22 protein-coding genes are annotated in these 24,733 nt (G+C 72.8%); 6 read left to right on the top strand and 16 right to left on the bottom strand.

Features of this window, described 5'->3' with window-relative positions:
- Positions 1–12 precede the first annotated feature (12 nt).
- The gene (locus B100_RS0101290; RefSeq protein ID WP_024882667.1) at positions 13–276 is read right to left on the bottom strand and encodes an SCO2583/SCO2584 N-terminal domain-containing protein; all 264 of its coding nucleotides are present in this window, start codon (positions 274–276) and stop codon (positions 13–15) included.
- A 320-nt stretch (positions 277–596) separates the two neighbouring features.
- Here B100_RS0101290 and B100_RS0101285 point away from each other — a divergent pair, with 320 nt between their 5' ends.
- Positions 597–1,172, top strand: coding sequence for a DUF6529 family protein (locus tag B100_RS0101285; RefSeq protein WP_024882666.1), 576 nt, complete (start codon positions 597–599; stop codon positions 1,170–1,172).
- Between the two features lie 9 nt (positions 1,173–1,181).
- Here B100_RS0101285 and B100_RS0101280 read toward each other — a convergent pair whose 3' ends face one another.
- Together B100_RS0101280 and glnA are read right to left on the bottom strand one after the other, a co-directional pair.
- Positions 1,182–1,679 carry a hypothetical protein gene (locus B100_RS0101280; protein WP_078540689.1) on the bottom strand — a complete coding sequence of 166 codons (498 nt, stop codon included), beginning with the start codon at positions 1,677–1,679 and terminating at the stop codon, positions 1,182–1,184.
- A gap of 503 nt (positions 1,680–2,182) precedes the next feature.
- The gene (gene glnA, locus B100_RS0101275; protein ID WP_024882664.1) at positions 2,183–3,592 is read right to left on the bottom strand and encodes a type I glutamate--ammonia ligase; all 1,410 of its coding nucleotides are present in this window, start codon (positions 3,590–3,592) and stop codon (positions 2,183–2,185) included.
- Between the two features lie 209 nt (positions 3,593–3,801).
- On the opposite strand from glnA, the gene B100_RS0101270 reads away from it, so the two are divergent.
- A complete protein-coding gene (locus tag B100_RS0101270; RefSeq protein WP_024882663.1) occupies positions 3,802–4,269 on the top strand; it encodes an RDD family protein in 468 nt (155 codons plus the stop codon).
- A 118-nt stretch (positions 4,270–4,387) separates the two neighbouring features.
- Here the strand turns inward: B100_RS0101270 and B100_RS0101265 are convergent, their stop codons facing one another.
- The 4 genes from B100_RS0101265 to lipB form a co-directional block, all read right to left on the bottom strand.
- The gene (locus B100_RS0101265) at positions 4,388–5,092 is read right to left on the bottom strand and encodes a DUF4191 domain-containing protein (protein ID WP_024882662.1); all 705 of its coding nucleotides are present in this window, start codon (positions 5,090–5,092) and stop codon (positions 4,388–4,390) included.
- A gap of 58 nt (positions 5,093–5,150) precedes the next feature.
- A complete protein-coding gene (locus B100_RS0101260) occupies positions 5,151–5,351 on the bottom strand; it encodes an SCO2195 family GlnR-regulated protein (protein ID WP_024882661.1) in 201 nt (66 codons plus the stop codon).
- A 288-nt stretch (positions 5,352–5,639) separates the two neighbouring features.
- Complete coding sequence (gene lipA / locus B100_RS0101255) at positions 5,640–6,605, bottom strand: lipoyl synthase (protein ID WP_024882660.1); 966 nt, start codon at positions 6,603–6,605, stop codon at positions 5,640–5,642.
- Positions 6,606–6,781: 176 nt separating this feature from the next.
- Complete coding sequence (lipB, locus tag B100_RS0101250; protein ID WP_024882659.1) at positions 6,782–7,579, bottom strand: lipoyl(octanoyl) transferase LipB; 798 nt, start codon at positions 7,577–7,579, stop codon at positions 6,782–6,784.
- Between the two features lie 262 nt (positions 7,580–7,841).
- On the opposite strand from lipB, the gene B100_RS0101245 reads away from it, so the two are divergent.
- The gene (locus tag B100_RS0101245) at positions 7,842–9,302 is read left to right on the top strand and encodes an NsdA family TPR-like regulatory protein (RefSeq protein ID WP_024882658.1); all 1,461 of its coding nucleotides are present in this window, start codon (positions 7,842–7,844) and stop codon (positions 9,300–9,302) included.
- Between the two features lie 475 nt (positions 9,303–9,777).
- On the opposite strand, the gene B100_RS0101240 is transcribed toward B100_RS0101245, so the two are convergent.
- Positions 9,778–11,184 carry an NAD(P)/FAD-dependent oxidoreductase gene (locus B100_RS0101240; protein ID WP_024882657.1) on the bottom strand — a complete coding sequence of 469 codons (1,407 nt, stop codon included), beginning with the start codon at positions 11,182–11,184 and terminating at the stop codon, positions 9,778–9,780.
- A gap of 268 nt (positions 11,185–11,452) precedes the next feature.
- Positions 11,453–12,355 carry a TIGR01777 family oxidoreductase gene (locus tag B100_RS0101235; protein WP_024882656.1) on the bottom strand — a complete coding sequence of 301 codons (903 nt, stop codon included), beginning with the start codon at positions 12,353–12,355 and terminating at the stop codon, positions 11,453–11,455.
- Between the two features lie 64 nt (positions 12,356–12,419).
- Between B100_RS0101235 and B100_RS0101230 the strand changes: the two genes are divergently transcribed.
- The gene (locus tag B100_RS0101230) at positions 12,420–12,908 is read left to right on the top strand and encodes a GNAT family N-acetyltransferase (RefSeq protein WP_037722361.1); all 489 of its coding nucleotides are present in this window, start codon (positions 12,420–12,422) and stop codon (positions 12,906–12,908) included.
- 374 nt (positions 12,909–13,282) lie between these two features.
- On the opposite strand, the gene B100_RS0101225 is transcribed toward B100_RS0101230, so the two are convergent.
- Positions 13,283–14,467, bottom strand: a complete 1,185-nt coding sequence (locus tag B100_RS0101225) for a MarP family serine protease (RefSeq protein ID WP_024882654.1) — start codon at positions 14,465–14,467, stop codon at positions 13,283–13,285.
- Between the two features lie 315 nt (positions 14,468–14,782).
- On the opposite strand from B100_RS0101225, the gene B100_RS0101220 reads away from it, so the two are divergent.
- Together B100_RS0101220 and B100_RS37150 are read left to right on the top strand one after the other, a co-directional pair.
- Entirely contained in the window at positions 14,783–15,589 is an 807-nt protein-coding gene (locus tag B100_RS0101220) for a peptidoglycan recognition protein family protein (protein WP_486585581.1), read from the top strand.
- A complete protein-coding gene (locus B100_RS37150) occupies positions 15,586–15,762 on the top strand; it encodes a hypothetical protein (protein WP_199785195.1) in 177 nt (58 codons plus the stop codon). Before B100_RS0101220 ends, B100_RS37150 begins: the two co-directional genes overlap by 4 nt.
- Positions 15,763–15,790: 28 nt before the next feature.
- Here B100_RS37150 and B100_RS0101210 read toward each other — a convergent pair whose 3' ends face one another.
- The 6 genes from B100_RS0101210 to lpdA form a co-directional block, all read right to left on the bottom strand.
- A complete protein-coding gene (locus B100_RS0101210) occupies positions 15,791–16,309 on the bottom strand; it encodes a DUF4240 domain-containing protein (RefSeq protein ID WP_024882652.1) in 519 nt (172 codons plus the stop codon).
- A gap of 130 nt (positions 16,310–16,439) precedes the next feature.
- Complete coding sequence (locus B100_RS0101205) at positions 16,440–17,426, bottom strand: helix-turn-helix transcriptional regulator (RefSeq protein ID WP_024882651.1); 987 nt, start codon at positions 17,424–17,426, stop codon at positions 16,440–16,442.
- A 74-nt stretch (positions 17,427–17,500) separates the two neighbouring features.
- Entirely contained in the window at positions 17,501–20,206 is a 2,706-nt protein-coding gene (gene aceE / locus B100_RS0101200; protein ID WP_024882650.1) for a pyruvate dehydrogenase (acetyl-transferring), homodimeric type, read from the bottom strand.
- Between the two features lie 406 nt (positions 20,207–20,612).
- Positions 20,613–21,236: a GntR family transcriptional regulator gene (locus B100_RS0101195; RefSeq protein ID WP_024882649.1), complete on the bottom strand. Its 624-nt coding sequence runs from the start codon at positions 21,234–21,236 to the stop codon at positions 20,613–20,615.
- 218 nt (positions 21,237–21,454) lie between these two features.
- On the bottom strand, positions 21,455–23,239 hold the full coding sequence (gene sucB, locus B100_RS0101190; protein WP_024882648.1) for a 2-oxoglutarate dehydrogenase, E2 component, dihydrolipoamide succinyltransferase: 1,785 nt from the start codon (positions 23,237–23,239) through the stop codon (positions 21,455–21,457).
- A 61-nt stretch (positions 23,240–23,300) separates the two neighbouring features.
- A complete protein-coding gene (gene lpdA, locus B100_RS0101185) occupies positions 23,301–24,689 on the bottom strand; it encodes a dihydrolipoyl dehydrogenase (protein WP_024882647.1) in 1,389 nt (462 codons plus the stop codon).
- Between the last annotated feature and the right edge of the window lie 44 nt (positions 24,690–24,733).

Below are 24,733 nucleotides of genomic sequence, written 5' to 3'. Positions count from 1 at the left end.
CCGCCGGCGGGATCAGTAGGGGCCGATGTCGGCGTAGCCGAGCAGGACGATCACGGCGGCGACGCAGCCGAGGATGACGACCGTCGACACCCACGACGAGCGTCCCGACGACCGCCGCCCCCGGTGCTCCGCGTCGGCGCGGAACGGCACCGGCCCGGGCGGGTTGTCCTTCCAGCGCGCGGCAAGCATGCGGGCGCGGGCCGACGGCTCCTTGTGCTCGGCGCCGTCCGCCCACCTGAGATCGAACTCGCGCTTGTCGTCGTCCTGCTCGGACATCCCCGTGACCTTCTCTCGAACAGCAGTGTCACGCCAAGGATCCCTCCCCCACCCGCCTGGAGGGAAGCATTCCGGACACACGACGCCGCCCCCGCCCCTGGACGACCAGGGACGGGGGTGCAACCGATGTCGGAGGGCCCCACCGTTCGCGGTGGGGCCCGGCGGCGTTGTCCGGGCACCCCGCGGCCGGCATGGCGTCCGTCACACATGGGCCGTCCATCGGGTGATTTCCGGTGGGGCGGCGGAGCGGTCGGCCGGGCGGCGGGCGAGGGCGACGCCATGGTGAGGGTTCCGGTCGTCGCCCTTCGTACGGAGCCCTCGTGGAACAGCAACCCGATCCCTCCCGCCGCGCGACGGGCAAGGGGCGTGCCGCGGCCCTGCTGCTGATCCCCGTGGCCGTGGGCCTGGGCATCTGGTTCGTGGGGCAGGGCCTGACGCCCGACCCGAACAGCAGCCTGTTCGGCGCCCGGTACGACGAGGCCATGGAGCTCAAGGCCCGGTTGGGGAGCGCCCTGCTGGGTCTCGCGCTGGTCCAGCTTCTGCTCGCCGCCTGGATGTACGGCCTGCTGCCCGGGTCGAAGAGGGCACCGCGCGCCGTGCCCCTCGCGCACCGGGTGACCGGACTGCTCGCCTTCCTGCTCTCGGTGCCGATCGCCTACCAGTGCCTGAGCGCGTACGGCGTCGAGACGACGTCGCCACGGGTGGCGATCCACTCGGTCACCGGCTGCGTCCTGTACGGCGCCTTCGCCGCGAAGGTGCTCGTGGTGCGCAGCCACCGGTTCCCGGGGTGGACGCTGCCTCTCGTGGGCGGTCTGCTGTTCTGCGCGATCGCCCTGCTCTGGTACACCGCCGCGCTGTGGCAGCTCAACGGGTTCGACACGCCGGGGCTGACGTGACGCGGACGGTCAGTAGCCGCCGTTCTGGGACGCGGGCTGCTTGGTGATCTTCTTGCCGTCGGTGCCCAGCACGAACCACTTGGCACCGAAGGCGTCGACGCCCTGGCCGTTGGTCTGCCCGGCCTTGGTGTCGTCGGCGAACGTGTAGAGGGGCTGCCCCTTGTAGGTCACCTGCTTCGAACCGTCGCTGCGCTTGATGGTGTCGAGCAGCTTGCTGTCCACGCCGCCCTTGGCGACGAGCTTGCCGTCCGCCTTCAGCGGCGGCCATGCCTCGGCGCAGGCGTCGTTGCAGGTGGACTTGTCCTTCTTGTCGGACTCGAACAGGTAGAGGGTGTGACCCTTCTCGTTGACGAGGATCTTTCCCAGTGGCGTGTTCTTGGTGGTCACCGTCACGGAGGACGCCGCTTTCGCCGCGGTCGCCGACGGGGCGCCGGCGGCGTGGGCTACGGTCGTCCCGGACAGCAGCAGGACTGTTCCGGTGGCAGCGACAAGTGCTCGGGCGTGCATGTTCACGAGAATCGCCTCGGAGAATCGGGTACGGCTTCCGCTCTGTCGCGCGCGTCACACAAGTCCCAGTAGACAACGAAGCGGACCACCCGGCCACAGCGGACCGCGCGCGCTCGGCGTCGTCCGCCGCGGCCGTCCGGTCGGGCCGTCTCGGGCCGCGGCTCCGGGCGCAGGGCAGGGGCGGGCCTCGGGTCCCGGACGCGGGTCGTACGGAGGTAGCCGTGGATCACCGAGCCCATCGCCGCGAGCGGGAGCGGGCCGGTCGTGCACGCACCTCATGCCGACAGCCGGGGGACCGTGTCCGCAGGGCCTTTGATGCCGCGTTCGGCGCTCCGGGTGCGGACGCCGGCCCGGTGCAGCCGATGGGCTGACCTGAGCGACGGCCCGGCTGTGGGTGCCGGGCCCGAACGGGCGTCGGTCGTGCCCTTCCGGCGAGGAAGGACACGGCCGACGGCCCACACGCGGCCCAGGGGAGCGGAAACCCGCTCCGACCTGGGGTGCTGTCACACGTCGAAGTAGAGCTCGAACTCGTGCGGGTGCGGACGCAGCTGCAGCGGGGCGATCTCGTTCTGACGCTTGTAGTCGATCCACGTCTCGATCAGGTCCGGCGTGAAGACGTCGCCCTGGAGGAGGAACTCGTGGTCGGCCTCGAGGCGGTCCAGCACGGCGCCGAGGGAGGTCGGGACCTGCGCCACGTTCGCGTGCTCCTCGGGAGCCAGCTCGTAGAGGTCCTTGTCGATCGGCTCGGCCGGCTCGATCTTGTTCTTGATGCCGTCCAGGCCGGCCAGCAGCAGCGCCGAGAAGGCCAGGTACGGGTTGCCGGAGGAGTCCGGGGCGCGGAACTCGACGCGCTTGGCCTTCGGGTTCGAGCCGGTGATCGGGATGCGCATCGCGGCGGAGCGGTTGCGCTGCGAGTACACCAGGTTGATCGGGGCCTCGAAGCCCGGGACCAGACGGTGGTAGGAGTTCACCGTCGGGTTGGTGAAGGCCAGCAGCGACGGCGCGTGCTTGAGGATGCCGCCGATGTAGTAGCGGGCGGTGTCCGACAGGCCGGCGTAGCCCTGCTCGTCGTAGAAGAGGGGCTCGCCGCCCGTCCACAGCGACTGGTGGACGTGCATGCCGGAGCCGTTGTCACCGAAGATCGGCTTGGGCATGAAGGTCGCGGTCTTGCCGTTGCGCCAGGCGACGTTCTTCACGATGTACTTGAAGAGCTGCAGGTCGTCGGCGGCCGCGAGCAGCGTGTTGAACTTGTAGTTGATCTCGGCCTGGCCGGCGGTGCCCACCTCGTGGTGCTGGCGCTCGACCTGCAGGCCGGACCGCTCCAGCTCCAGGGAGATCTCGGCGCGCAGGTCGGCGAAGTGGTCGACCGGCGGGACCGGGAAGTAGCCGCCCTTGTAGCGGACCTTGTAACCGCGGTTGTCCTCCAGCGCACCGGTGTTCCAGGCGCCCGCCTCGGAGTCGATGTGGTAGAAGGACTCGTTCTCCGAGGTCTTGAAGCGCACGCTGTCGAACACGTAGAACTCGGCCTCGGGGCCGAAGAACGCGGTGTCGGCGATGCCGGTGGAGGCGAGGTACGCCTCGGCCTTCTTGGCCACGTTGCGCGGGTCACGGGAGTACTGCTCGCCCGTGATCGGGTCGTGGATGAAGAAGTTGATGTTGACCGTCTTGTCCCGGCGGAACGGGTCGACCCGCGCGGTGGACAGGTCCGGCAGCAGCGCCATGTCGGACTCGTGGATGGCCTGGAAGCCGCGGATCGAGGAGCCGTCGAAGGCGAGCTCCTCGGCCGGGTCGAAGGCCGACGCCGGGATCGTGAAGTGCTGCATCACACCCGGCAGGTCGCAGAAGCGGACGTCGATGAACTTGACGTCCTCGTCCGCGATGAACTTCTTGGCCTCGTCGGCGTTCTGGAACATCCAGCTCCTCCTACTCCCGACCGTCCCGCCGGGGTGGTAGATCGTTCGTGCGGCCAGTGCGGGGGGCACACGCTGCACTCGACCCTAGGGACGGGTCATTTCTCGGGCGTGACCCGTTTGTTTCGCACAAGTTAACCGCCACTCTTCCACGGTAGCCCCGGCACACCCCGCCGTGTCCCGGTCATAGCCGGTCGCAGTACCGTGGACGGGTGGACAACAGGCAAGCAATCGGATCATGGCTGTCCGGCCCGCGCGCGGCCATGGAGGAGGCCGGTGCCGACTTCGGTTACCGGGGTGAGCAGCTGGGGCTGCCGGAACAGGGACCGGGTTCGATCGCACGCCCCGGCCGCAGGATCGGCGCCCTCGCCGTCGACTGGGGCCTGTGCCTGCTGATCGCATACGGTCTGTTCACCGACGGCTACGACGCCCGCACCGGCAACTGGGCGCTGCTGGTGTTCCTGGTGCTGAGCGTCCTGACCGTCGGCACGATCGGCTTCACGCCGGGCAAGCGCCTGTTCGGGCTGCGCGTGGTCGCCGTGGACAGCGGCCGGGTGCAGCCGCTGCGCGGTCTGCTGCGTTCCGCGCTGCTGTGCCTCGCGATCCCCGCCCTCGTCTGGGACCGTGACGGCCGCGGCCTGCACGACCGGCTGGCCCGCACGGTCGAGGTGCGGATCTGATCCGGCTCCGCCGGTAGCACGACGACGCCGGCACACGACGCGCCGACACACGACGACGGGGGCGCCGGAATCCGATTCCGGCGCCCCCGTCGTCGTGTGTCACGTACGGGTACGGGGTTCAGCGGCCGCGCTGCCCGCCGCCCTTCGGCAGCTTCATGCCCTTGGGCATCGGCCCCTTCGGCAGCGGCATGTTGCTCATCAGGTCGCCCAGGGCGCGCAGCCGGTCGTTGGTCGCGGTGACCTGAGGGCCGGTGAGCACGCGGGGCAGCTTGAGCATCGTGGTGCGCAGCTTCTTCAGCTCCACCTGGCCCTCGCTGTTGCCCACGATCAGGTCGTGCACCGGGACGTCCGCGACGATGCGGTTCATCTTCTTCTTCTCGGCGGCCAGCAGGCTCTTCACCCGGTTCGGGTTGCCCTCGGCGACCAGCACGATGCCGGCCTTGCCGACCGCGCGGTGCACGACGTCCTGGCTGCGGTTCATCGCCACCGCCGGAGTCGTCGTCCAGCCACGGCCGATGTTGTCGAGCACGGCCGCGGCGGCGCCCGGCTGTCCCTCCATCTGACCGAAGGCGGCCCGCTCGGCCCGGCGGCCGAACACGATCGCCGACGCGAGGAAGGCGAGCAGGAGGCCCAGGATGCCGAGATAGATGGGGTGCCCGATCAAGAAGCCGATCGCGAGGAAGACACCGAAGGTGACGATTCCGACAGCCGCGAGTACAAGACCGATCTTCTTGTCGGCCCTGCGGGTCATCTTGTAGGTCAGAGCGATCTGCTTCAGTCGCCCGGGGTTCGCAGCGTCCGCTGCGGGTTCCTTCCTCGCCATGCCATGAAGTCTACGTGTCCCCCGGAGCGCCTTCGACGGCAGTGCCGGGGTCGGGCGCTCAGGGGCGGGTGAGCACCGTCTGGTCGAGCACGCGCTGCGCCTCGACCCGGTCCTTGGCGCGGCGGCGGTCCTCCAGGACCGACGTCCAGGCGTTGCGCCGGGCGGTGCGCTGGCCGCCGCTCATGAGCAGGGACTCAACGGCGCGCAGGGCGGTGGAGAGGGATGGGATGGCGGTGGCGCGGACGGGCGCGGCCTGCATGGTGACGGTCTCCCTCGATGCCGGCGGATGGGTGGCGTGCTGTGATTCCAGGCTCACTGACTGGTGTTACCAGGGCGTGACCGACCGGTCAAACAGGCATGAAGCCTCCGTGCCGGGCCCCGGAACGCCGACGCGGCCCCGGCCTGTGCCCTCAACTGGGAGGACGGCCGGGACCGCGTGCTCTCGGCCACTACCAGGCGGTAGGGCCTTGTGCGTGAATTCACAGCCTGCCGGCGGGGGCTGGGGCGAGGCCCCGCGACGGCTCACGCCCGCTGTGCGTGGACGTGCTCAGACGGCCTGCGAGGCGACGTACGCGCCGCGCTTCTCGACGGCCATCTGGTAGAGCCGCCCGGCGCGGTACGAGGAACGGACCAGCGGACCGGACATCACGCCGGAGAAGCCGATCTGCTCGGCCTCCTCCTTCAGCTCCACGAACTCGTGCGGCTTGACCCAGCGCTCCACGGGGTGGTGGCGCACCGAGGGCCGCAGGTACTGCGTGATGGTCACCAGCTCGCAGCCGGCGTCGTGCAGCTGCTTGAGCGCCTCGCTGACCTCCTCACGGGTCTCGCCCATGCCGAGGATCAGGTTGGACTTGGTGACCAGGCCGACGTCACGGGCCTCGGTGATGACCTTCAGGGAGCGCTCGTAGCGGAAGCCGGGGCGGATCCGCTTGAAGATGCGCGGGACCGTCTCGACGTTGTGCGCGAAGACCTCGGGGCGGGAGGAGAAGACCTCCGCCAGCTGCTCGGGCACCGCGTTGAAGTCGGGGGCGAGCAGCTCGACCTTGGTGCGGCCCTCGGCGCGGTCCGCGGTCTGCGCGTGGATCTGGCGCACGGTCTCGGCGTACAGCCAGGCGCCACCGTCCTCCAGGTCGTCGCGGGCGACGCCGGTGATGGTGGCGTAGTTCAGGTCCATGGTGACGACCGACTCGCCCACGCGACGCGGTTCGTCACGGTCCAGCGCCTCGGGCTTGCCGGTGTCGATCTGGCAGAAGTCGCAGCGCCGGGTGCACTGGTCGCCGCCGATGAGGAAGGTCGCCTCGCGGTCCTCCCAGCACTCGTAGATGTTGGGGCAGCCGGCTTCCTGGCAGACGGTGTGCAGACCTTCGCTCTTGACCAGGTTCTGCATCTTGGAGTACTCGGGGCCCATTTTCGCCCGGGTCTTGATCCACTCGGGCTTGCGCTCGATGGGGGTCTGGCTGTTGCGGACCTCCAGGCGCAGCATCTTGCGTCCGTCGGGTGCGACTGCGGACACGACCGGCTCCTAGCGATTGATTCTTCGGCGTGGTCAAGCGTACGCCCGTTGATATGTATGCCCGGCGAGGGTGCCGGCCTGCCGTTGGCAGCCGGCCGCGCCCTCACACGGCCTGCTCGTCCTCGACGTGCAACGCCGGCCGCGCCCTGGTTATGCCGTGTCCCGCGGGGTCGCCGTCAGGCGGGCGTCCGCTCGATCTCGCGCGGCTTCAGCTCGGCGTTCACGAGCACGTCCGTCAGGTGCCGCTCCACGACCGGCAGCACCTCCTCGATCGTTACGTCGCGGCCCAGCTCGTTCGCCAGGGAGGCGACTCCCGCGTCGCGGATGCCGCACGGGATGATCTTGTCGAACCACTTGTTGTCGGGGTTCACGTTGAACGCGAAGCCGTGCATCGTGACCCCCTTGGCGACCCGGATGCCGATCGCGGCGATCTTGCGGTCCTCGCGGCGCTGGCCGGCGTTGGAGGGGGCGTACTCCGGGCCGTTCAGCCGGGGATCGAACTCGTCGTCCTGGAGCCGGGGGTCGAAGTCCAGGGAGAGCCCGCCGAGCGCCGGGCGCCGTTCGACCGGGTCGCCCAGCACCCACACCCCGCTGCGGCCCTCGACCCGGGTGGTCTCCAGGCCGAACTCCGCGCAGGTGCGGATCAGCGCCTCCTCCAGGCGGCGGACGTGCGCGACCACGTCCACCGGGCGGGGCAGCTTCTGGATCGGGTAGCCCACCAGCTGGCCGGGGCCGTGCCAGGTGATCTTGCCGCCGCGGTCGACGTCGATGACGGGGGTGCCGTCGAGCGGCCGCTCGCTGTCCTCGGTGCGCCGCCCGGCGGTGTACACGGGCGGGTGCTCGAGCAGGATGACGGTGTCGGGCACCTCGTCGGCGAACCGCGCGGCGTGCACCCGGCGCTGTTCGTCCCAGGCCACCTGATAGTCCACGGCCTCGGCACCGAAGCCCATCCGCACGAACCGCAACTCACTCACGGCAAGCGCCTCCCTAGAAGGTCGTCAGGCGCGAAACGCACCCACGCCACTGTACGACCGTTCGACGGACCCCCGGCCGGCAGCCGTCCGTGGCCCGCTCGTCAGCATTCGGGCAATCCTCACACGATCGGATGAATGCCGGTCGATCTCTGCGACCGAGTGTTCACTCTCCGCTACATTCGCGCCGACCGTGAGGCCATAAGGGCTGCTCACAGGCAATCCGCGCACACCCACAGCCGTAAGGCAGGAGACCGCACCGCAGATGACGGAACGACCCGCGCAGCGCACCCCCAACCGACAGCTCGCCGCGCTCATCGCAGAAGCGGGGTTCTCCAACGCGGGACTCGCCCGTCGCGTGGACCAGCTCGGTCTCGAACACGGGCTCGACCTGAGATACGACAAGACCTCCGTGACCCGCTGGCTGCGCGGACAGCAGCCACGCGGCACGACCCCGGCGCTGATCGCCGAGGTCTTCACCCGGCGCCTCGGACGCAGGCTGAGCGCCCAGGACCTGGGCCTCGACGCCTGCGCGCCCGTCTACGCGGGACTGGAGTTCGCGGCCACCCCGGAGGAGGCCGTCGACATCGTCAGCGGACTCTGGCGCAAGGACTCCGGCAGCCACGCCGAACTCCGCAAGATCGCCTTCACCTCGGCGGGGCTGGTGGTGCCGAGCCGGGACTGGCTCATCGGCCGGCCCGACGAGAAGGTGGCCCGCGCCGAGCCGGTGCGGGTGCCCGCCCAGGGGCGGGGGCCGGTGCGGCCCGTGACGCCCGCCGAACTCACCGCCCGCCGGCGCGGCGGGGCCGAACGCGGGCCCGGCTACCGGGTGTCAGGGGGTGACATCTCCGCGCTGCGCTCGGTCGGCGAGCTGTTCCGCACCCTCGACGACGCGTACGGCGGCGGGCACGCCCGCCAGGCCCTCGTGCGCTACCTGGAGCACGAGTGCGAGCCGATGCTCCGCGGGACGTACGGCGAACAGCTGGGCCGGCGGCTCTTCGCGGCCGCCGCCGACCTGACCCGGCTGGCCGGCTGGACGTCGTACGACATCGCCGCGCACGGGCTCGCCCAGCGGTACTTCGTCCAGGCGCTCCGGCTGGCCCAGGCGGCCGGCGACCGCGCGTACGGCGCCTACGTGCTCGTCACGATGAGCCGCCAGGCGGTCTACCTCGGCCACGGACGGGAGGCCGTGCAGCTCGCCCGGGTGGCTCAGCAGGGCGCGGGCGGCTCCGCCCCGCCCGCCGTCCAGGCCCTGCTGCACGCCGCCGAGGCGCGCGGGCACGGGGTGCTCGGGGAGGTACGGGCCTGCACGGCCGCCCTGGTCCGCGCGGAACGCGCGCTGGACGCGGCGCGGCCCGGCGACGAGGTGCCCCACTGGGCGCGCTTCTTCGACGAGGCCCAGCTCGCCGACGAGTTCGGCCACTGCCACCGGGACCTCCAGCAGTTCCGCGCCGCCGCCCAGCACGCGGAACGGTCGCTGCAGCTGCGCGGGCCCGGGTACGCCCGCAGCCGGCTGTTCTGCCGCGTCGTCCTCGCCACCGCCCGCCTGGGCCTCGGCGAACTCGACCAGGCGTGCCAGCTGGCGGCGGAGGCGGCGGCCCAGGCGGCGGAGATGCGCTCGGTCCGCGCGGTCGAGTACGTCCGCGACTTCGAACGCCGCCTGGAGCCCTACCGCGACGCGGCCCCGGTCCGCACCTACCGCGACAGGGTCTCCACGTACGCCTGACCCGCCCGCCTCGCGGGCGGTCCACCTGCGCCGGTTCGGCCGCCGGTCACGGGGGCGGCGCGTCCGGCGGTGCCCGCGGGGGCCCGGGTGGCCTTCCGGCTCGGGCTGTGTGCCGTCGTCATGCCGCGTGACCGCGGCACCATGGCGCGCGCCGGCCTGGCCGGGTGGGCCGGTGGCCGACGCGGCCGCGACGGACACGCGCGAGCCGCATCCCCGCCGGGCCGCGTCGTCGGGCCGGGGAGTGCCGCCGTGCGCGTCCCGCGCGCGTGCCCGGGCAGCGGGCGCCGGGCCGAGTGCCGGGGCGGTGCACGCCGCCGCCGACGCGGGCGCGTGGCGTGCTGTCCAAGGCGTACGTGCCGTGGGGTGAAGCGTGTCCGCGCCCTGCGGTCAGGTCACGCGGGGCGCGGACACGGTTTCGGTGGCCGGGCAGGTGCCGGGGCGGGGGCGAGCGGGTCTGCTCGCCCGTGCCGGTGGATCAGGCCGCTCGGGCTGTCGGTAAGGGGTCGGCCGTGTGGAGGGGGCGGTCGACGCCCAGGTCCGTCAGGAGGGCCGTGGCCGCTCGGTCGGCGGAGCGCAGGGCGCCCTGGACCGCGCCGCTGTCGCGGTGGTCGCCGCAGACGTACAGCCCCGCCAGCAGCCGTACCGGCCGGCGCAGGTCGTGCGGCGGGCGCATCGCCGGGACCGCGTCCGCCGTGTGCCGCACCGCCAGCGTCTCCCACCGCGTCGTGGGCACCCCGTACAGCCGGGCCAGGTGCATCCGCACGGCGGTGTCGGTGTCCGTCGCGGGGGGACCGAGGACCGCCGAGGTGACCAGCGTGCGGCCGGCCGGGGCGCGGGAGGGGTCGACCCGGCTCACCACGGCGGTGTGCGCCACCGGCCCGCCCCGGTCCGCGTCCAGCAGCAGCGAGGTGTCCGTGCCCGGCGCCTCGTCGGTGGTGTGGTGCACGACCGTGACCGGATGGAAGTCCGGCACCCGCAGCCCCGGCAGCAGCTCCGCCGCGGCCCGCGCACCGGTCGCGACCAGCACGGCGGCACACCGGACCACCCCGTGCTCCGCCGTGGTCACCGACGTGGTCGACACGGAGGTGACCCGCACCCCCGTGTGCACCGTGCCCGGCGGCAGCGACCGCGCCAGCAGCTGTGACAGCGCCTCCGACCCGCCCTCCGGCAGGCACAGCCGGCCGCGCGCGAAGTCCCGCAGGGCCAGGTCCGCGGACCTGCTGGAGGTACCGAGCTCCGGGTCGCACAACAGGGCGGCCAGCAGCGGGCGCAGGAAGCCGTCGACGGTGCGGACGGGCAGCCCCCGGGCCGCCAGGGCCTCCGCGGCGGTCGTCTCGGGGCGGGCCAGCAGCCGTTCCACCGGCGCACCCGCCAGCCGGTCCAGGGCGGCGCCCAGACGGGCCTGGTCGAGCGCCGTGCCGAGCGGGGCACCGGCGCGGTTGCGGGGCACGGACACCTGACGCCCGGGTACCGCCACCGGCCTGCGCGGCCCCGGGCGGGGGGCACTCGCCAGGGCGCGCACCGCGTGGAGTGCGCCCCTCGCGCTCCGCGCTCCCCGTGCGCGCCGGGTGCCCGGCTGGACGCCCGCACGATGATGTCGTCCGTCGCTGTGCAGCAGGACACCCGGCGCGAAGGGCCGCAGCACCAGGTCCTCCAGCCCCGGGGTGAGGTGGAGTTCGGGGCATGCCGTGGACAACAGCCGTCCGACGGTGTCGAGTCGGAAGCCGTCGACCTTCTCGGTCGCCATGCGGCCGCCCACCTCATGGGCGGCCTCCAGGACGACGGTCGAGACTCCTGCGCTGGTCAGTCGTCGTGCCGCGGAGAGTCCGGCCACCCCGGCTCCCACGACGACGACGTCCGCCTGGTACGTGGGCTCAAGCACGTGCCCCTCCTCGAGGTTGCGCGGGCGCTGGAGACGTCATGCCCTCAACAGGCCCCAGGGATACCCGAGTTCGGCTCGAGGTTAGGCCGGTGACCGGTCACCGGGTCAGTCGCGCACGGACAGAGCACGGGCGCACGACGGTCGCATACGCACCCCGCGCGGGCATCAACCGGTCGCAGAGGGGTCAGAAAAGGTCGCTGCCCGGTACGGCCCGGTCGCGGACGGCGCCCGGCGGGGCACGCGGATCACCGTGCACGCCCCCACACCGTCACAGCGCCGCCCTGATCGCCCCCTCGACCCGCGGGAACGCGAAGCGGAACCCCGACTCCAGCAGCCGTGCCGGCACCACCCGCGCGCTGCCCAGCACGTCCCCGGCCATCTCCCCGAGCACCGTCCGCAGCACCGGCGCCGGCACCGCGAACACGGCCGGCCGGCGCAGCACCCGCCCCATCGCCTCGGTGACCTCACGGTTGGTCACCGGCTCCGGCGCGGTCAGGTTGAACGGCCCGGACAGCCCGTCGGTGTCCAGCAGATGACGCAGCGCCGCCACCTCGTCGTGCAGCGCGATGTACGACCAGTACTGGCGCCCGTCGCCCAGCCGCCCGCCGAGCCCCGCCCGGAACAGCGGGAACAGCCGGCCCCACGCCCCGCCGCCGCCCGCCACCACGAGCCCCGTGCGCGCGAACACGGTCCGCACGCCCGCCTCCCGGGCCGGCGCCGCGGCGGCCTCCCACGCCACGCACACCTCCGGCAGGAACCCCTCACCCGGGGGCGCGCTCTCGTCCACCGCCCGGTCGCCGGTCTCGCCGTAGTAGCCGATCGCGCTGCCGTTGAGGAACACCCGGGGCCGGGCGTCCTCGGGGAGCCCGGCCACGGCCTCGGCGAGGGCCGTCGTGCCCCGCACCCGGCTGGACCGGATCAGCTCCTTGTACGCGTCCGTCCAGCGCCGGTCGCCGACCCCCGCACCGGCCAGGTTCACCACCGCGTCGCACCCGGCGAGCCCGGCCGCGTCCACCGTCCCCCGCTCCGGGTCCCACCGGATCTCGTCCGCCGACCGGGGCGCGCGGCGCACCAGCCGCAGCACCGTGTGCCCCTCCGCCGTCAGCGACCGCGCCAGGGCACGGCCGATCAGTCCGGACGCCCCGGCCACCGCGATACGCGCATGTTCCATGGCGTCCATCCTGCCCCTGCCGCACCGGAAATCACGGCCCGAACCGGCGCGTAGAGTGACGCGCATGCCGGAACCGCTCATACGCACCGCCCGCCCCGACGACGAGGGCGACCTGGCCCGTCTGGACCACGAGACGTGGTCCCCGCTGCACGCCGTCACGCCGCCGCCCGGGCCGGACGAGCCGTTCTTCCGGCCGGCCTGCGGTCCGGACGCGCACCTCGTCGCCGAGGACGAGGGCCGCCTCGTCGGCTACGTCCGCCTCGGCCACCCCACCGAGCTGAAGTGCAACACGCACGTCCTGCAGATCCGCGGCCTGGCCGTCGCGGAGGAGGCGCGCGGCAAGGGCGCGGGCCGGGCCCTGGTGCGGGCCGCCGTGGCGGAGGCCCGCCGCCGGGGAGGCCGCAGGCTGACCCTGCGGGTCCTCGGCCACAACACGGCCGCCCGCGCGCTGTACGCGTCCGAGGGCTTCGTCGTGGAGGGCGTGCAGCCGGAGGAGTTCTTCCTCGACGGCCGGTACGTCGACGACGTGTCCATGGGCCTGCGCCTGATCTGACCGGCCCCTGGGGCCCCGCGCCGTGACCGGCCTGCGGGCTCCTGGGCTGGCTCCCGGCCCCTTGGGCCCTCGCGTCGTGACCCGTCCGCGGGTTCCCTCGCCGTGACCGGCCTGCGGGCTCCTGGGCTGGCCCCCGGCCCCTTGGGCCCTCGCGTCGTGACCCGTCCGCGGGTTCCCTCGCCGTGACCGGCCTGCGGGCTCCTGGGCTGGCCCCCGGCCCCTTGGGCCCTCGCGTCGTGACCCGTCCGCGGGCTCCCTCGCCGTGACCGGCCCGCGGGCCCCTGCGCCGTGACCGGCCCGCGGGCCTCCGCGCCGTGACCGGCCCGCGGGCCTCCGCGCCGTGAGCGCCGGGCCCCCGCGGCGCGGACTCCCCGCTACGACGTCACCGGCTGCCCCGTGTCCACCGGCGTGGTCGCCTCCGCCGCCCGCGCGGCCTCGTCCGCCACCTCGTCCGCCGTCAGCACGTACCCCGTCTCGGCGTCCGAGGTGGAACGCGCGAACACCACGCCGAACACCCGGCCGTCGGTGGTCAGCAGCGGCCCGCCGGAGTTGCCGGGACGGACCGTGGAGCGGATCGAGTAGATCTCCCGGGTGACCGGGCCGTCGTTGTAGATGTTCTGTCCGCGGGCCTGCACCCGCGCCGCGACCGTCGCCGCCTGCAGGTTCAGGTCGCCGTCCTGCGGATAGCCCGCCACCACCGCCGCCTCGCCCCGCTCGGCGTCGTCGTCGAAGGCCAGGAGCGGCGCCCGCAGGTCCGGCACGTGCAGCACGGCCACGTCCGTCTGCGGGTCGAACAGCACCACCCGCGCCTCGTACGTCCGCCCGACGCCGCCCACGCGCACGGTGGGCTCGTCGATGCCGGCCACCACGTGCGCGTTGGTCATCACGTGCTCCCGCGCGTACACGAACCCGCTGCCCTCGCGGCCCTGCGTGCCGGCCACCCCCTCGACCTTCACGGTGCTGCGCTGCGCGGCCCGGGTCGCGGCCGCGGTGACGTTGTCCCCGGACGGCGCGGCGACCTCCGCGGTCGACTCGTTCTCGAAGGGGTTGAACACCTGCGGGAAGCCCGCCTCGGTCAGCGCCGAGGTGGCCCGGGAGAACCACGCCGGGGTGGTGTCCGGCATCGCGTCCTGCACCGCGCCCAGCAGCCGTGAGTCCCGGATCGCCGAGGTGATCAGCGGTGACGAGGACGCGCCCAGCACGCTCGCCGCCACCCACGCCACGATCAGCACCGCCACCGCGTTGGCCGCCGCCCCGCCGACCCCGTCCGCCACCCGCAGCGGGCCCCGGTCCAGCTCACGGCGCAGCCGCAGCCCGAGCCGCCCCGCCAGTTCGTGCCCCACCACGGCCGGCAGCAGCACCGTGAACACGGCCGCCACCGTCGCCCGCGTCGTCCCCGGTGTCACCAGGTCCATCACCCACGGCAGGATCCACACGCCGACGACCGCGCCGCCCACGAATCCGGCCAGCGACACGCAGCCGGCCACCAGTCCGCGCCGGTAACCGGACGCCGCATAGGCCAGGACGACCAGCATCAGCAGGATGTCGAGCAGATCCACGCACGCCGCCTTTCTCTCGGGACCACCGACCCTCCATACGGGGCTTAAGGGCCCGATGATCAGCCACGCGCCGGCCGGACGCGGGGAGGGTGCCCGCGAGACGCGCGTGCACAGGGGAAAACGTCACGCACCGGGACGATGGTTCCACCGACTGGCAGAGCAGATCTCGCGGAGCCCGCCGACCGCACCCACAGTGGCACTATGCGTGTCCCCAGGAGACGACCGCGCGGAGCGCGGAAACCCCGCTCCCCCCGGATACCCGGCTGGCCCGGCTCCCCGCGCCTGCCCCGAGCCGTCGCGGTACCGCTCGGCTGTCTGCCGGGCGTGGCCGCTGCCGTCGCCCTGGTGCTGACCGCGTACGGCGTCGAGCGGGCCGCCGAGACCTCCGACGCCGAGGCCGCCGCCCGCCCCGCGCCCGCCTTCCAGGCGCCCCGGCCGTCCATCGTGCCGCGCTCGGTCTGGCTGGGTGACGCCGCCCGCGACCAGCCCCCGCCGCGCTACGACGACCAGGTCGTCGCCGTCTTCGTCCACCACACCGACTCGCCCAACGGCTACGACTGCGCCGACGCCCCCGGCATCATCCGGGGCCTGTACGACGGGCAGACCCAGGGCCGCGACTGGGACGACCTCGGCTACAACTTCGTCGTCGACCGCTGCGGCACCGTCTACGAGGGCCGCGCGGGCGGCTCCGACCGCCCCGTCACGGGCGCCCACACCCAGGGCTTCAACCACCGCACCGCCGGCGTCGCCGCCCTCGGCACCTTCACCGAGGGCGCGGAGGTACCCGACGTGATGCTGCGCGCGATCGCCGCCGTGACCGCCTGGAAGCTCGGCCCCTCGGGGACCGACCCGCGCGCCGAGGTCCGGCTGGTCTCCAGCAACGGCGGCAGCCGCTACGCGGCCGGCACCGCCGCGACCCTGCCCGCCGTCGCGGGACACAGCGACGGCTACATGACCGACTGCCCGGGCGCCGCCCTGCACGCGCGGCTCCCGGAGATCAGGGACCTCGCGGCCCGCCTCCAGGGCCGCGACGCCGGCACCGGCACCGACCGGGACTCCGGCACCGACACAGAGCGCGTCGAACTGGAAGACGACGCACGAAACGAAGAGCTGAGCCCATGAGCGACACCCTTGACCGAAGTACCCCCTGGGCGGACGCCCTGCGCCGTCCCTGGACCGCACTGTGCGCCGCGGCGGCCGTCGTCCTCGGCCCGGCGGCCTACACGGCCTCCGCCCTCATGCAGGCCAACGCGGCCCCCCTGCGCCACACGCAGAGCCCCCACCGGCGTCTGTGACCGCGCATCGGCGCCCGCGCACCGCGGCTCAGGAGCGGAACCTCTCCCACAGCCGCGGATAGCGCTCGGCGAGCAGCGCCTCGTTCTCGAAGTCGAGCGGCGCGCCCTCCGGCTCCGCCGGGGCCGGAGGGAGGCCGAGGTCCGGCGCCACCGTCCCGGTGAGCTGCTCGTACGCCTCGTCCGCCGCGTAGCCCAGGTCCTCGCCGTCGCCGTCGATCTCCTCGTCGAAGTCGCCGAGCAGGTCGGCCAGCTCGTCCGGATCGTGCAGCGCCCCCTCGAACACCTCCCGGCCCTGGCCGATCAGCCAGCACCGGAAGAAGTCGAAGGCGTCGTCACTGGCCCCGTCCAGCAGCACCCACGCGGCGCCCCACAGGTCCCAGCGGTAGGCGCGGTGGTAGCGGGCCTCGAAGTGACGGGCGAAGTCCAGGACCGCCTCAGGATCCCGCAGCACGAGCCGTTCCACGAGCAGGTCCGCCTGCTCCTCCGGGTCGCCCTCGGCATCCTCCCGGGCGATGTCCACCAGCTCCCAGAACTCCGTCTCGTCCATCACGGAACAAGCATCGACCCGCGCCCCGTCAGGGGCGCGGGGAACTGCGCAAACGGGGGGTCTGGGGGCGCAGCGCCCAGGGAAGGGAAGGGGTGGAGGGGGCGAAAACCCTGGGCGCCCCCACGCCCGCTCACCCCCGGTACAACCGCATGAGCCTCTCCGCCTCGGAGACGAAGAACTCCCGCAACGACACCGGTTCCAGCACCTCCACCTCCGCCCCCAGCGAAGCCAACTGCATCCGAGCCACCTCCTCCGACTCCACCGGCAAGGTGACGGTCACCCACTCCTCTTCCCCGGGCGCGGCCACCCCCTCCAGCACCTCCCGCGCCACCCCCGCGTCCACCGCGTACGGCAGCCGCCGCATCCCCTCCGCCGTCAGCCGCACCACCACCTGCGCCCGCAGGATCGACCGCGCGAACTGCTCCGCCCGCTCCTCCCAGAACGCGGGCAGCTCGAAGTCCTCCGCCCGCTCGAACCGCTGCTCGCCCGGCTCCACCGCCGTGAACCGGTCGATCCGGTACACCCGGAAGGAGTCCCGCCCCGGCACCCGCGCGCACAGGTACCAGACCCCCGCCTTCAGCACGAGCCCGTACGGCTCCAGCTCTCGCTCCATCTCGTGTCGCTGATCGCCCGACCCGCGCAGGTAGCGGGCGGTGACCCGCCGGTCGTCCCACACCGCGTCCGCCACCGCGGGCAGCAGCTCGGGCGTGCGCGGCTCGCGGAACCAGTTCGGCGCGTCCAGGTGGAAGCGCTGCGCCGCGGTACGGGAGGCGTCCCGCAGCGACGGCAGCAGCGCGGCCGACACCTTCAGCCGGGCCGCCGAGGCCGCGTCCTCCAGGCCCATCTCGCGCAGCGCACCCGGCACCCCGGACAGGAACAGCGCCTCCGCCTCGCCGCGCGCCAGCCCGGTCAGCCGCGTCCGGTACCCGCCGACCAGCCGGTAGCCGCCGATCCGCCCCCGGTCCGCGTACACCGGCACGCCCGCCTCCGACAGGGCCTGCGCGTCCCGGGTGACCGTCCGCTCCGACACCTCCAGCTCCCGGGCCAGTTCGGCGGCGGTCATGGAGGGCCGGGACTGCAGCAGCAGCACCATCTTGATCAACCGGGCAGCACGCATGCGCCCATCATGCAAGAGGCCCCCGCCACCACGCGCGGACGCGTGACGACGGGGGTCTCCCGCGAACTGCGGCCCTACAGGCCGTACTTCTCCCGGGCCTCCTTCACCGCGGTGGCCTTCACCTCGCCGCGGCGGGCGAGCTGGGCCAGGGCCGCGACGACGATGGACTCGGCGTCCACCCCGAAGTGGCGGCGGGCCGCCTCACGGGTGTCCGACAGACCGAAGCCGTCGGCGCCCAGCGAGGAGTAGTCCTGCTCGACCCACTGCGCGATCTGGTCCGGGACCTGGCGCATGTAGTCGGAGACCGCCAGCACCGGGCCCTCGGCACCCTGGAGCGCGCGCCGGACGAACGGCACCCGGTCCTCGCCGCGCAGCAGGGCCTCGTCGGCCTCCATCGCGTCGCGGCGCAGCTCGGTCCACGAGGTGGCGGACCACACGTCGGCGGCCACGCCCCACTCCTCGGCGAGCAGCCGCTGCGCCTTCAGCGCCCAGTGGATCGCCGTGCCGGAGCCCAGCAGCTGGATGCGCGGGGCGTTGGCGGCGGGGGACAGGCCCGCGGACTCCGCCGTGTTGAAGCGGTACAGGCCCTTGACGATGCCCTCGTCGATGCCGGCCGCCTGCGGCTTGGCGGGCTGCGGCAGCGGCTCGTTGTAGACCGTCAGGTAGTAGAAGACGTTCTGGTCCTCGTCCGGCTTCGCCTCGCCGAACATCCGGCGCAGGCCTTCCTTGACGATGACACCGATCTCGTACGCGAAGGCCGGGTCGTACGTCAGGGCGGCCGGGTTGGTCGCCGCGATGACCGGGGAGTGGCCGTCGGCGTGCTGCAGGCCCTCGCCCGTCAGCGTGGTGCGGCCCGCCGTGGCGCCGACCAGGAAGCCGCGGCCGAGCTGGTCGCCGAGCTGCCACATCTGGTCGCCGGTGCGCTGCCAGCCGAACATCGAGTAGTAGATGTAGAACGGGATCATCGTCTCGCCGTGCGTCGAGTACGACGTGGAGGCGGCGACGAACTCGGCCATGGCGCCGGCCTCGGTGATCCCCTCGTTGAAGATCTGGCCGTTCTTGGCTTCCTTGTAGTACATCAGCTGGTCACGGTCGACCGGCTCGTACGTCTGGCCCATCGGCGAGTAGATGCCGAGGGACGGGAAGAGGCTCTCCATGCCGAAGGTGCGCGCCTCGTCGGGGACGATCGGCACCCAGCGCTTGCCGGTCTCCTTGTCGCGGACCAGGTCCTTGACCAGGCGGACGAACGCCATCGTGGTGGCCACGTTCTGCGAGCCGGAGCCCTTGTCGAAGGCGGTGAACGCCTTGTCGGCGGGCTGCGGCAGCGGCGCCACCGGGTGCACGCGGCGGGCCGGGGCGGGGCCGCCGAGGGCGGCGCGGCGCTCCTGGAGGTAGCGGACCTCGGGGGAGTCGGCGCCCGGGTGCACGTAGGGCACCACACCGTCGACGAACCGCGAGTCCGGGATCGGCAGCTCGAGCCGGTCGCGCATCGCCTTGAACTCGTCCACCGTCAGCTTCTTCATCTGGTGGTTGGCGTTCTTCGAGGCGAAACCCTCACCGAGGGTGTGGCCCTTGACGGTCTGCGCCAGGATCACGGTCGGCGCGCCCTTGTGGGACAGCGCGGCCCGGTACGCGGCGTAGACCTTGCGGGACTCGTGGCCGCCGCGGGAGACGTGGAAGCACTCGAGGATCTTGTCGTCGCTCAGCAGCTTCGCCATCTCGACGAGCGCCGGGTCCTTGCCGAAGAAGTCCTCGCGGATGTAGGCGGCGTCGCGCGTCTGGTACGTCTGCACCTGCGCGTCCGGCACCTCGCGCAGGCGGCGGACCAGCGCACCGGTGGTGTCCAGCTGGAACAGCTCGTCCCAGGCGGTGCCCCACAGGGTCTTGACGACGTTCCAGCCGGCGCCGCGGAACTGGGCCTCCAGCTCCTGCACGATCTTGAAGTTGGCGCGGACCGGACCGTCGAGGCGCTGCAGGTTGCAGTTGATGACGAAGGTCAGGTTGTCCAGCTTCTCGCGGGAGGCGAGGGTGAGCGCGGTCGTCGACTCGGGCTCGTCCATCTCGCCGTCACCGAGGAACGCCCACACGTGGGAGTCGGAGACGTCCTTGATGCCGCGGCTGGTCAGGTAGCGGTTGAAGCGCGCCTGGTAGATCGCGGAGATCGGGCCGAGGCCCATCGACACGGTGGGGAACTCCCACAGCCAGGGCAGGCGCCGCGGGTGCGGGTAGGACGGCAGGCCGTTGCCGCCGGCCTCACGCCGGAAGTTGTCGAGCTGCTCCTCGCCGATCCGGCCGTCGAGGAACGCGCGGGCGTAGATGCCGGGGGAGGCGTGGCCCTGGATGTAGAGCTGGTCGCCGGAGCCGTCCCCCTCCTTGCCGCGGAAGAAGTGGTTGAAGCCGGTCTCGTACAGCCAGGCCGCGGAGGCGAAGGTGGCGATGTGGCCGCCCACGCCGTACTTGCTGCCGCGGGTCACCATGGCCGCCGCGTTCCAGCGGTTCCACGCGGTGATCCGCGCCTCCATCGCCTCGTCGCCGTCCACGGCGGGCTCGGCGGCGGTGGGGATGGTGTTGACGTAGTCCGTCTCGAGGAGCTTCGGCAGCGCGACGCCGGCGCCCTCGGCGCGCTCCAGCGTGCGGCGCATCAGGTACGCGGCACGGTGCGGCCCGGCCGCCTCGGTGACGGCGTCCAGGGAGGCCTGCCACTCGGCGGTCTCCTCGGGGTCGCGGTCCGGGAGCTGGTCGAGCTCGCTCGGCTGGATGGCGTGGGGGTCGGTCGTCATGTCGCCGCCTTCCTCAGTCGAAGGGGGTGCCCTCAGAAGGGTTCGGGGTGCCCTTGGTCTTTGGCAGGACAGGGCTGCGGACTTCGGTGGAAGTCCGCAGGTGACAATAACTCCGTGATCGATGATCGATCAAAGGGTTGAGGGGTAAAACCTCTTGATCACGAGAAAGTCGGCACGGGGTGCCTCTGGCGGTGGCACGGGGTGACGGGATGATCTGGGCGTTTGCCCAGGTGAGGCGGGGTGCGCGCCGGTGAGCGCGGGGCGCTTCGGAGGTGTGCCGACCGCGGGCCGGCGGGGGCCGATCGCGCAGTTCCCCGCGCCCCTTCGGGGGCGCGGGACCGTACCGATGTACGGCTCCGCCGTGTGGGCGCGAAGGGAGTCCGGGACGCGGCCCCGACGGCGGTCCCTAGGCGCGCGGGGCGCACCCGAGCACATGCGACTTCACGAGTTCCGCGATGCGGGGGTCGCGGCGGCGGAAGGCGGCGACCAACTCCTCGTGCTCCTCCGCGTACGACTGCTGCACCGTCCCCAGCCACCGTATCGACAGCGCCGTGAACACCTCGATCCCCAGCCCCTCCCACGTGTGCAGCAGCACCGAGTTGCCGGCCGCCCGCACCAGCTCCCGGTGGAACCCCACCGTGTGCCGCACCTGCGCGGTCCCGTCGGCCATCCGGTCCGCCTCGTACAGCGCGGCCACGTGCGGCTCCAGCGCCGAGCAGTCCTCCGCCAGCCGCGCCGCCGCCAGCTCCGCCGCGATCGCCTCCAGACCGGCCCGGACCGGGTAGCTCTCCTCCAGGTCGGCCGCCGTCAGGTTCCGCACGCGTACGCCCTTGTTGGGCGCCGACTCGATCAGCCGCAGCGACTCCAGCTCCCGCAGCGCCTCCCGCACGGGCGTCTGGCTGACCTCCAGCTCCGTCGCGATCCGCCGCTCCACGATCCGCTCACCCGGCTGCCAGCGCCCGCTGATGATCCCTTCCAGGATGTGCTCGCGGATCTGTTCGCGCAGCGAGTGGACGACGGGCGCGGTCATGAGGGGCTCCTTAGCGGGGCCGGCGGGCCCCCGGGGGGCTTTGACGAGTAGACAATACGGCCGGGAGCCCGCCCGGGTGGGGCGCGTGGGGGCGCTTTCGCCCAGGTGAGACGAGACTTACACGCCCCGTATGACGAAGCCCCCGCCCGGAACACCACGAAGGGTTCCGGACGGGGGCACCGTGGGAGCGGGTCAGCGACCCGGGCTCACCGGTCGGTTCACAGGCCGAGCTCGACCTCGAACTCGCCGGCCTCCAGGATCGCCTTGACCGCCGTCAGGTAACGGGCCGCGTCGGCACCGTCCACCAGGCGGTGGTCGTAGGAGAGGGTCAGGTAGGTCATGTCGCGGACGCCGATGACCGTGCCCTCCTCGGTCTCGATGACGGCCGGACGCTTGACCGTCGCACCGATGCCGAGGATCGCGACCTGGCCCGGCGGCACGATGATCGTGTCGAAGAGCGCGCCGCGCGAACCGGTGTTGGAGATGGTGAAGGTCGCGCCGGACAGCTCGTCCGGGGTGATCTTGTTGCCGCGGACCTTGCCCGCCAGCTCCGCCGTGGCCTTGGCGATACCGGCGATGTTGAGGTCGCCGGCGTTCTTGATGACCGGGGTCATCAGGCCCTTCTCGGAGTCCACCGCGATACCGATGTTCTCGGTGTCGAAGTAGGTGATGGTCCCCTCGGCCTCGTTGATCTTGGCGTTGATCGGCGCGTGGGCCTTCAGCGCCTGGGCCGCGGCCTTGACGAAGAACGGCATCGGGGAGAGCTTGACGCCCTCGCGCGCCGCGAACGCGTCCTTGGCCCGGGCGCGCAGCTTCATCAGACGGGTGACGTCGACCTCGACGACCGACGACAGCTGGGCCTGCTCGTGCAGCGCCTTGACCATGTTGTCGCCGATGACCTTGCGGATCCGCGGCATCTTCACGGTCTGGCCGCGCAGCGGGGAGGCCTCCAGCGTGGGGGCCTTCTTCGCGGCGGGCGCGGCGGCAGCGGCGGCAGGGGCCGGAGCCGCGGCCTTCGCGGCCTCGGCGGCGGCGAGCACGTCCTGCTTGCGGATACGGCCGCCGACGCCGGTGCCCTTGACGGTGGACAGGTCGACGCCGTTCTCGGCGGCGAGCTTGCGCACCAGCGGGGTCACGTAGGCGCCGTCGTCCGAGGCCTGGGCGGCGGCCGGGGCCGCAGCGGCGGGCGCCTGCGGGGCCGGCGCGGGCGCCGGAGCAGGAGCGGCCGGGGCCGGAGCGGGCGCCGGAGCGGCCTGCTGCGGAGCCGGAGCCGGGGCCGGGGCGGCCGGAGCGGGGGCGGGCGCCGGAGCCGGGGTGGGCTCGGGCTGCGCCGGGGCGGCCGGGGCCTCCTGGGCGGGGGCGGCGGCCGGAGCGGCGCCGGCCTCGCCGATGACGGCGAGCTTCGCGCCGACCTCGGCGGTCTCGTCCTCGCCGACCACGATCTCCAGCAGGGTGCCGGACGCGGGGGCGGGGATCTCGGTGTCGACCTTGTCGGTGGACACCTCGAGCAGCGGCTCGTCGGCCTCGACGCTGTCACCGACCGACTTCAGCCAGCGGGTGACGGTGCCCTCGGTGACGGACTCGCCGAGCGCGGGCAGGACCACGTCCGTGCCCTGTGCCGAACCGCCGCCGGCCGAGGCCTCGGCGGTGGGGGCGGGGGCCGGGGCGGCCTGCTCGGTGGACGGCTGGGCCTGCGGCTGCGGCTCGGGGGCCGGCGGGGCCGCCTGCTCGGCCGCGGGCGCCGGGGCGGCGGCGGGGGCACCGCTGCCGTCGTCGATCAGGGCCAGCTCGGCGCCGACCTCGACCGTCTCGTCCTCGGCGACCTTGATGGAGGACAGCACGCCGGAGGCAGGGGCCGGGATCTCGGTGTCGACCTTGTCGGTCGACACCTCGAGCAGCGGCTCGTCGGCCTCGACGCGCTCGCCCTCGGCCTTCAGCCAGCGGGTGACAGTGCCCTCGGTGACGCTCTCGCCGAGCGCCGGAAGGGTTACGGAAACCGCCATGGTTTCGGTTGCTCCTTAGAAGTGCGGAAGTCTGTGTCGTCGCGCCCGGTGACTGAGGGCGTCAGTCGTGGGAGTGGAGGGGCTTGCCGGCCAGGGCCAGGTGGGCCTCGCCGAGCGCCTCGTTCTGCGTCGGGTGGGCGTGCACGAGCTGGGCCACCTCGGCCGGCAGCGCCTCCCAGTTGTAGATCAGCTGGGCCTCGCCGACCTGCTCGCCCATACGGTCGCCGACCATGTGGACGCCGACCACCGCACCGTCCTTGACCTGGACGAGCTTGATCTCGCCCGCGGTCTTCAGGATCTTGCTCTTGCCGTTGCCGGCGAGGTTGTACTTCAGGGCGACGACCTTGTCCGCACCGTAGATCTCCTTGGCCTTGGCCTCGGTGATGCCGACGGAGGCGACCTCGGGGTGGCAGTACGTCACCCGCGGGACACCGTCGTAGTCGATCGGGACGGTCTTCAGACCGGCCAGACGCTCCGCCACCAGGATGCCCTCGGCGAAGCCGACGTGGGCGAGCTGGAGCGTCGGGACGAGGTCACCGACGGCGGAGATCGTCGGGACGTTGGTGCGCATGTACTCGTCGACCAGGACGTAGCCGCGGTCCATGGCGACCCCGGCCTCCTCGTAGCCCAGGCCCTGCGAGACCGGGCCGCGGCCGACGGCGACGAGCAGGACCTCGGCCTCGAACGTCTTGCCGTCCGCCAGGGTGACCCTGACGCCGTCCTGGGTGTACTCGGCCTTCTCGAAGAAGGTGCCCAGGTTGAACTTGATGCCGCGCTTGCGGAAGGCACGCTCGAGCAGCTTCGAGCTGTTCTCGTCCTCGACCGGGACGAGGTGCTTCATGCCCTCGATGACGGTGACGTCGGTGCCGAAGGACTTCCACGCCGACGCGAACTCGACCCCGATGACGCCGCCGCCCAGGACGATCGCGGACTGCGGCACGCGGTCCAGGACCAGGGCGTGGTCGGAGGAGATGATCCGGTTGCCGTCGATCTCCAGGCCCGGCAGCGACTTCGGCACGGAGCCGGTCGCCAGCAGGACGTGGCGGCCCTGGACGCGCTGGCCGTTCACGTCGACGGAGGTGGGGGAGGACAGCCGGCCCTCACCCTCGATGTAGGTGATCTTGCGGGAGGCGATCAGCCCCTGAAGACCCTTGTACAGGCCGGCGATGACGTCGTCCTTGTACTTGTGGACGGCCGCCATGTCGATGCCCTCGAAGGTGGCCTTCACACCGAACTGCTCGCTCTCGCGGGCCTGGTCGGCGATCTCGCCCGCGTGCAGCAGGGCCTTCGTGGGGATGCAGCCGTTGTGCAGGCAGGTACCGCCGACCTTGCCCTTCTCGATCAGGGCGACGTCCAGGCCCAGCTGCGCCCCGCGCAGGGCCGCGGCGTACCCACCGCTGCCACCGCCGAGGATCACTAGGTCGAAAACGGTGCTGGCGTCGTTCGCCACGTCACGTCCTCCATGCATGTGCGCCACGCCGGTCTCCAGTGACC

The sequence above is a fragment of the Streptomyces sp. CNH189 genome (assembly GCF_000527195.1).
The sequence above is the reverse complement of the archived record's forward strand: the minus strand, read 5'-3'. Positions and strand labels throughout refer to the sequence as shown.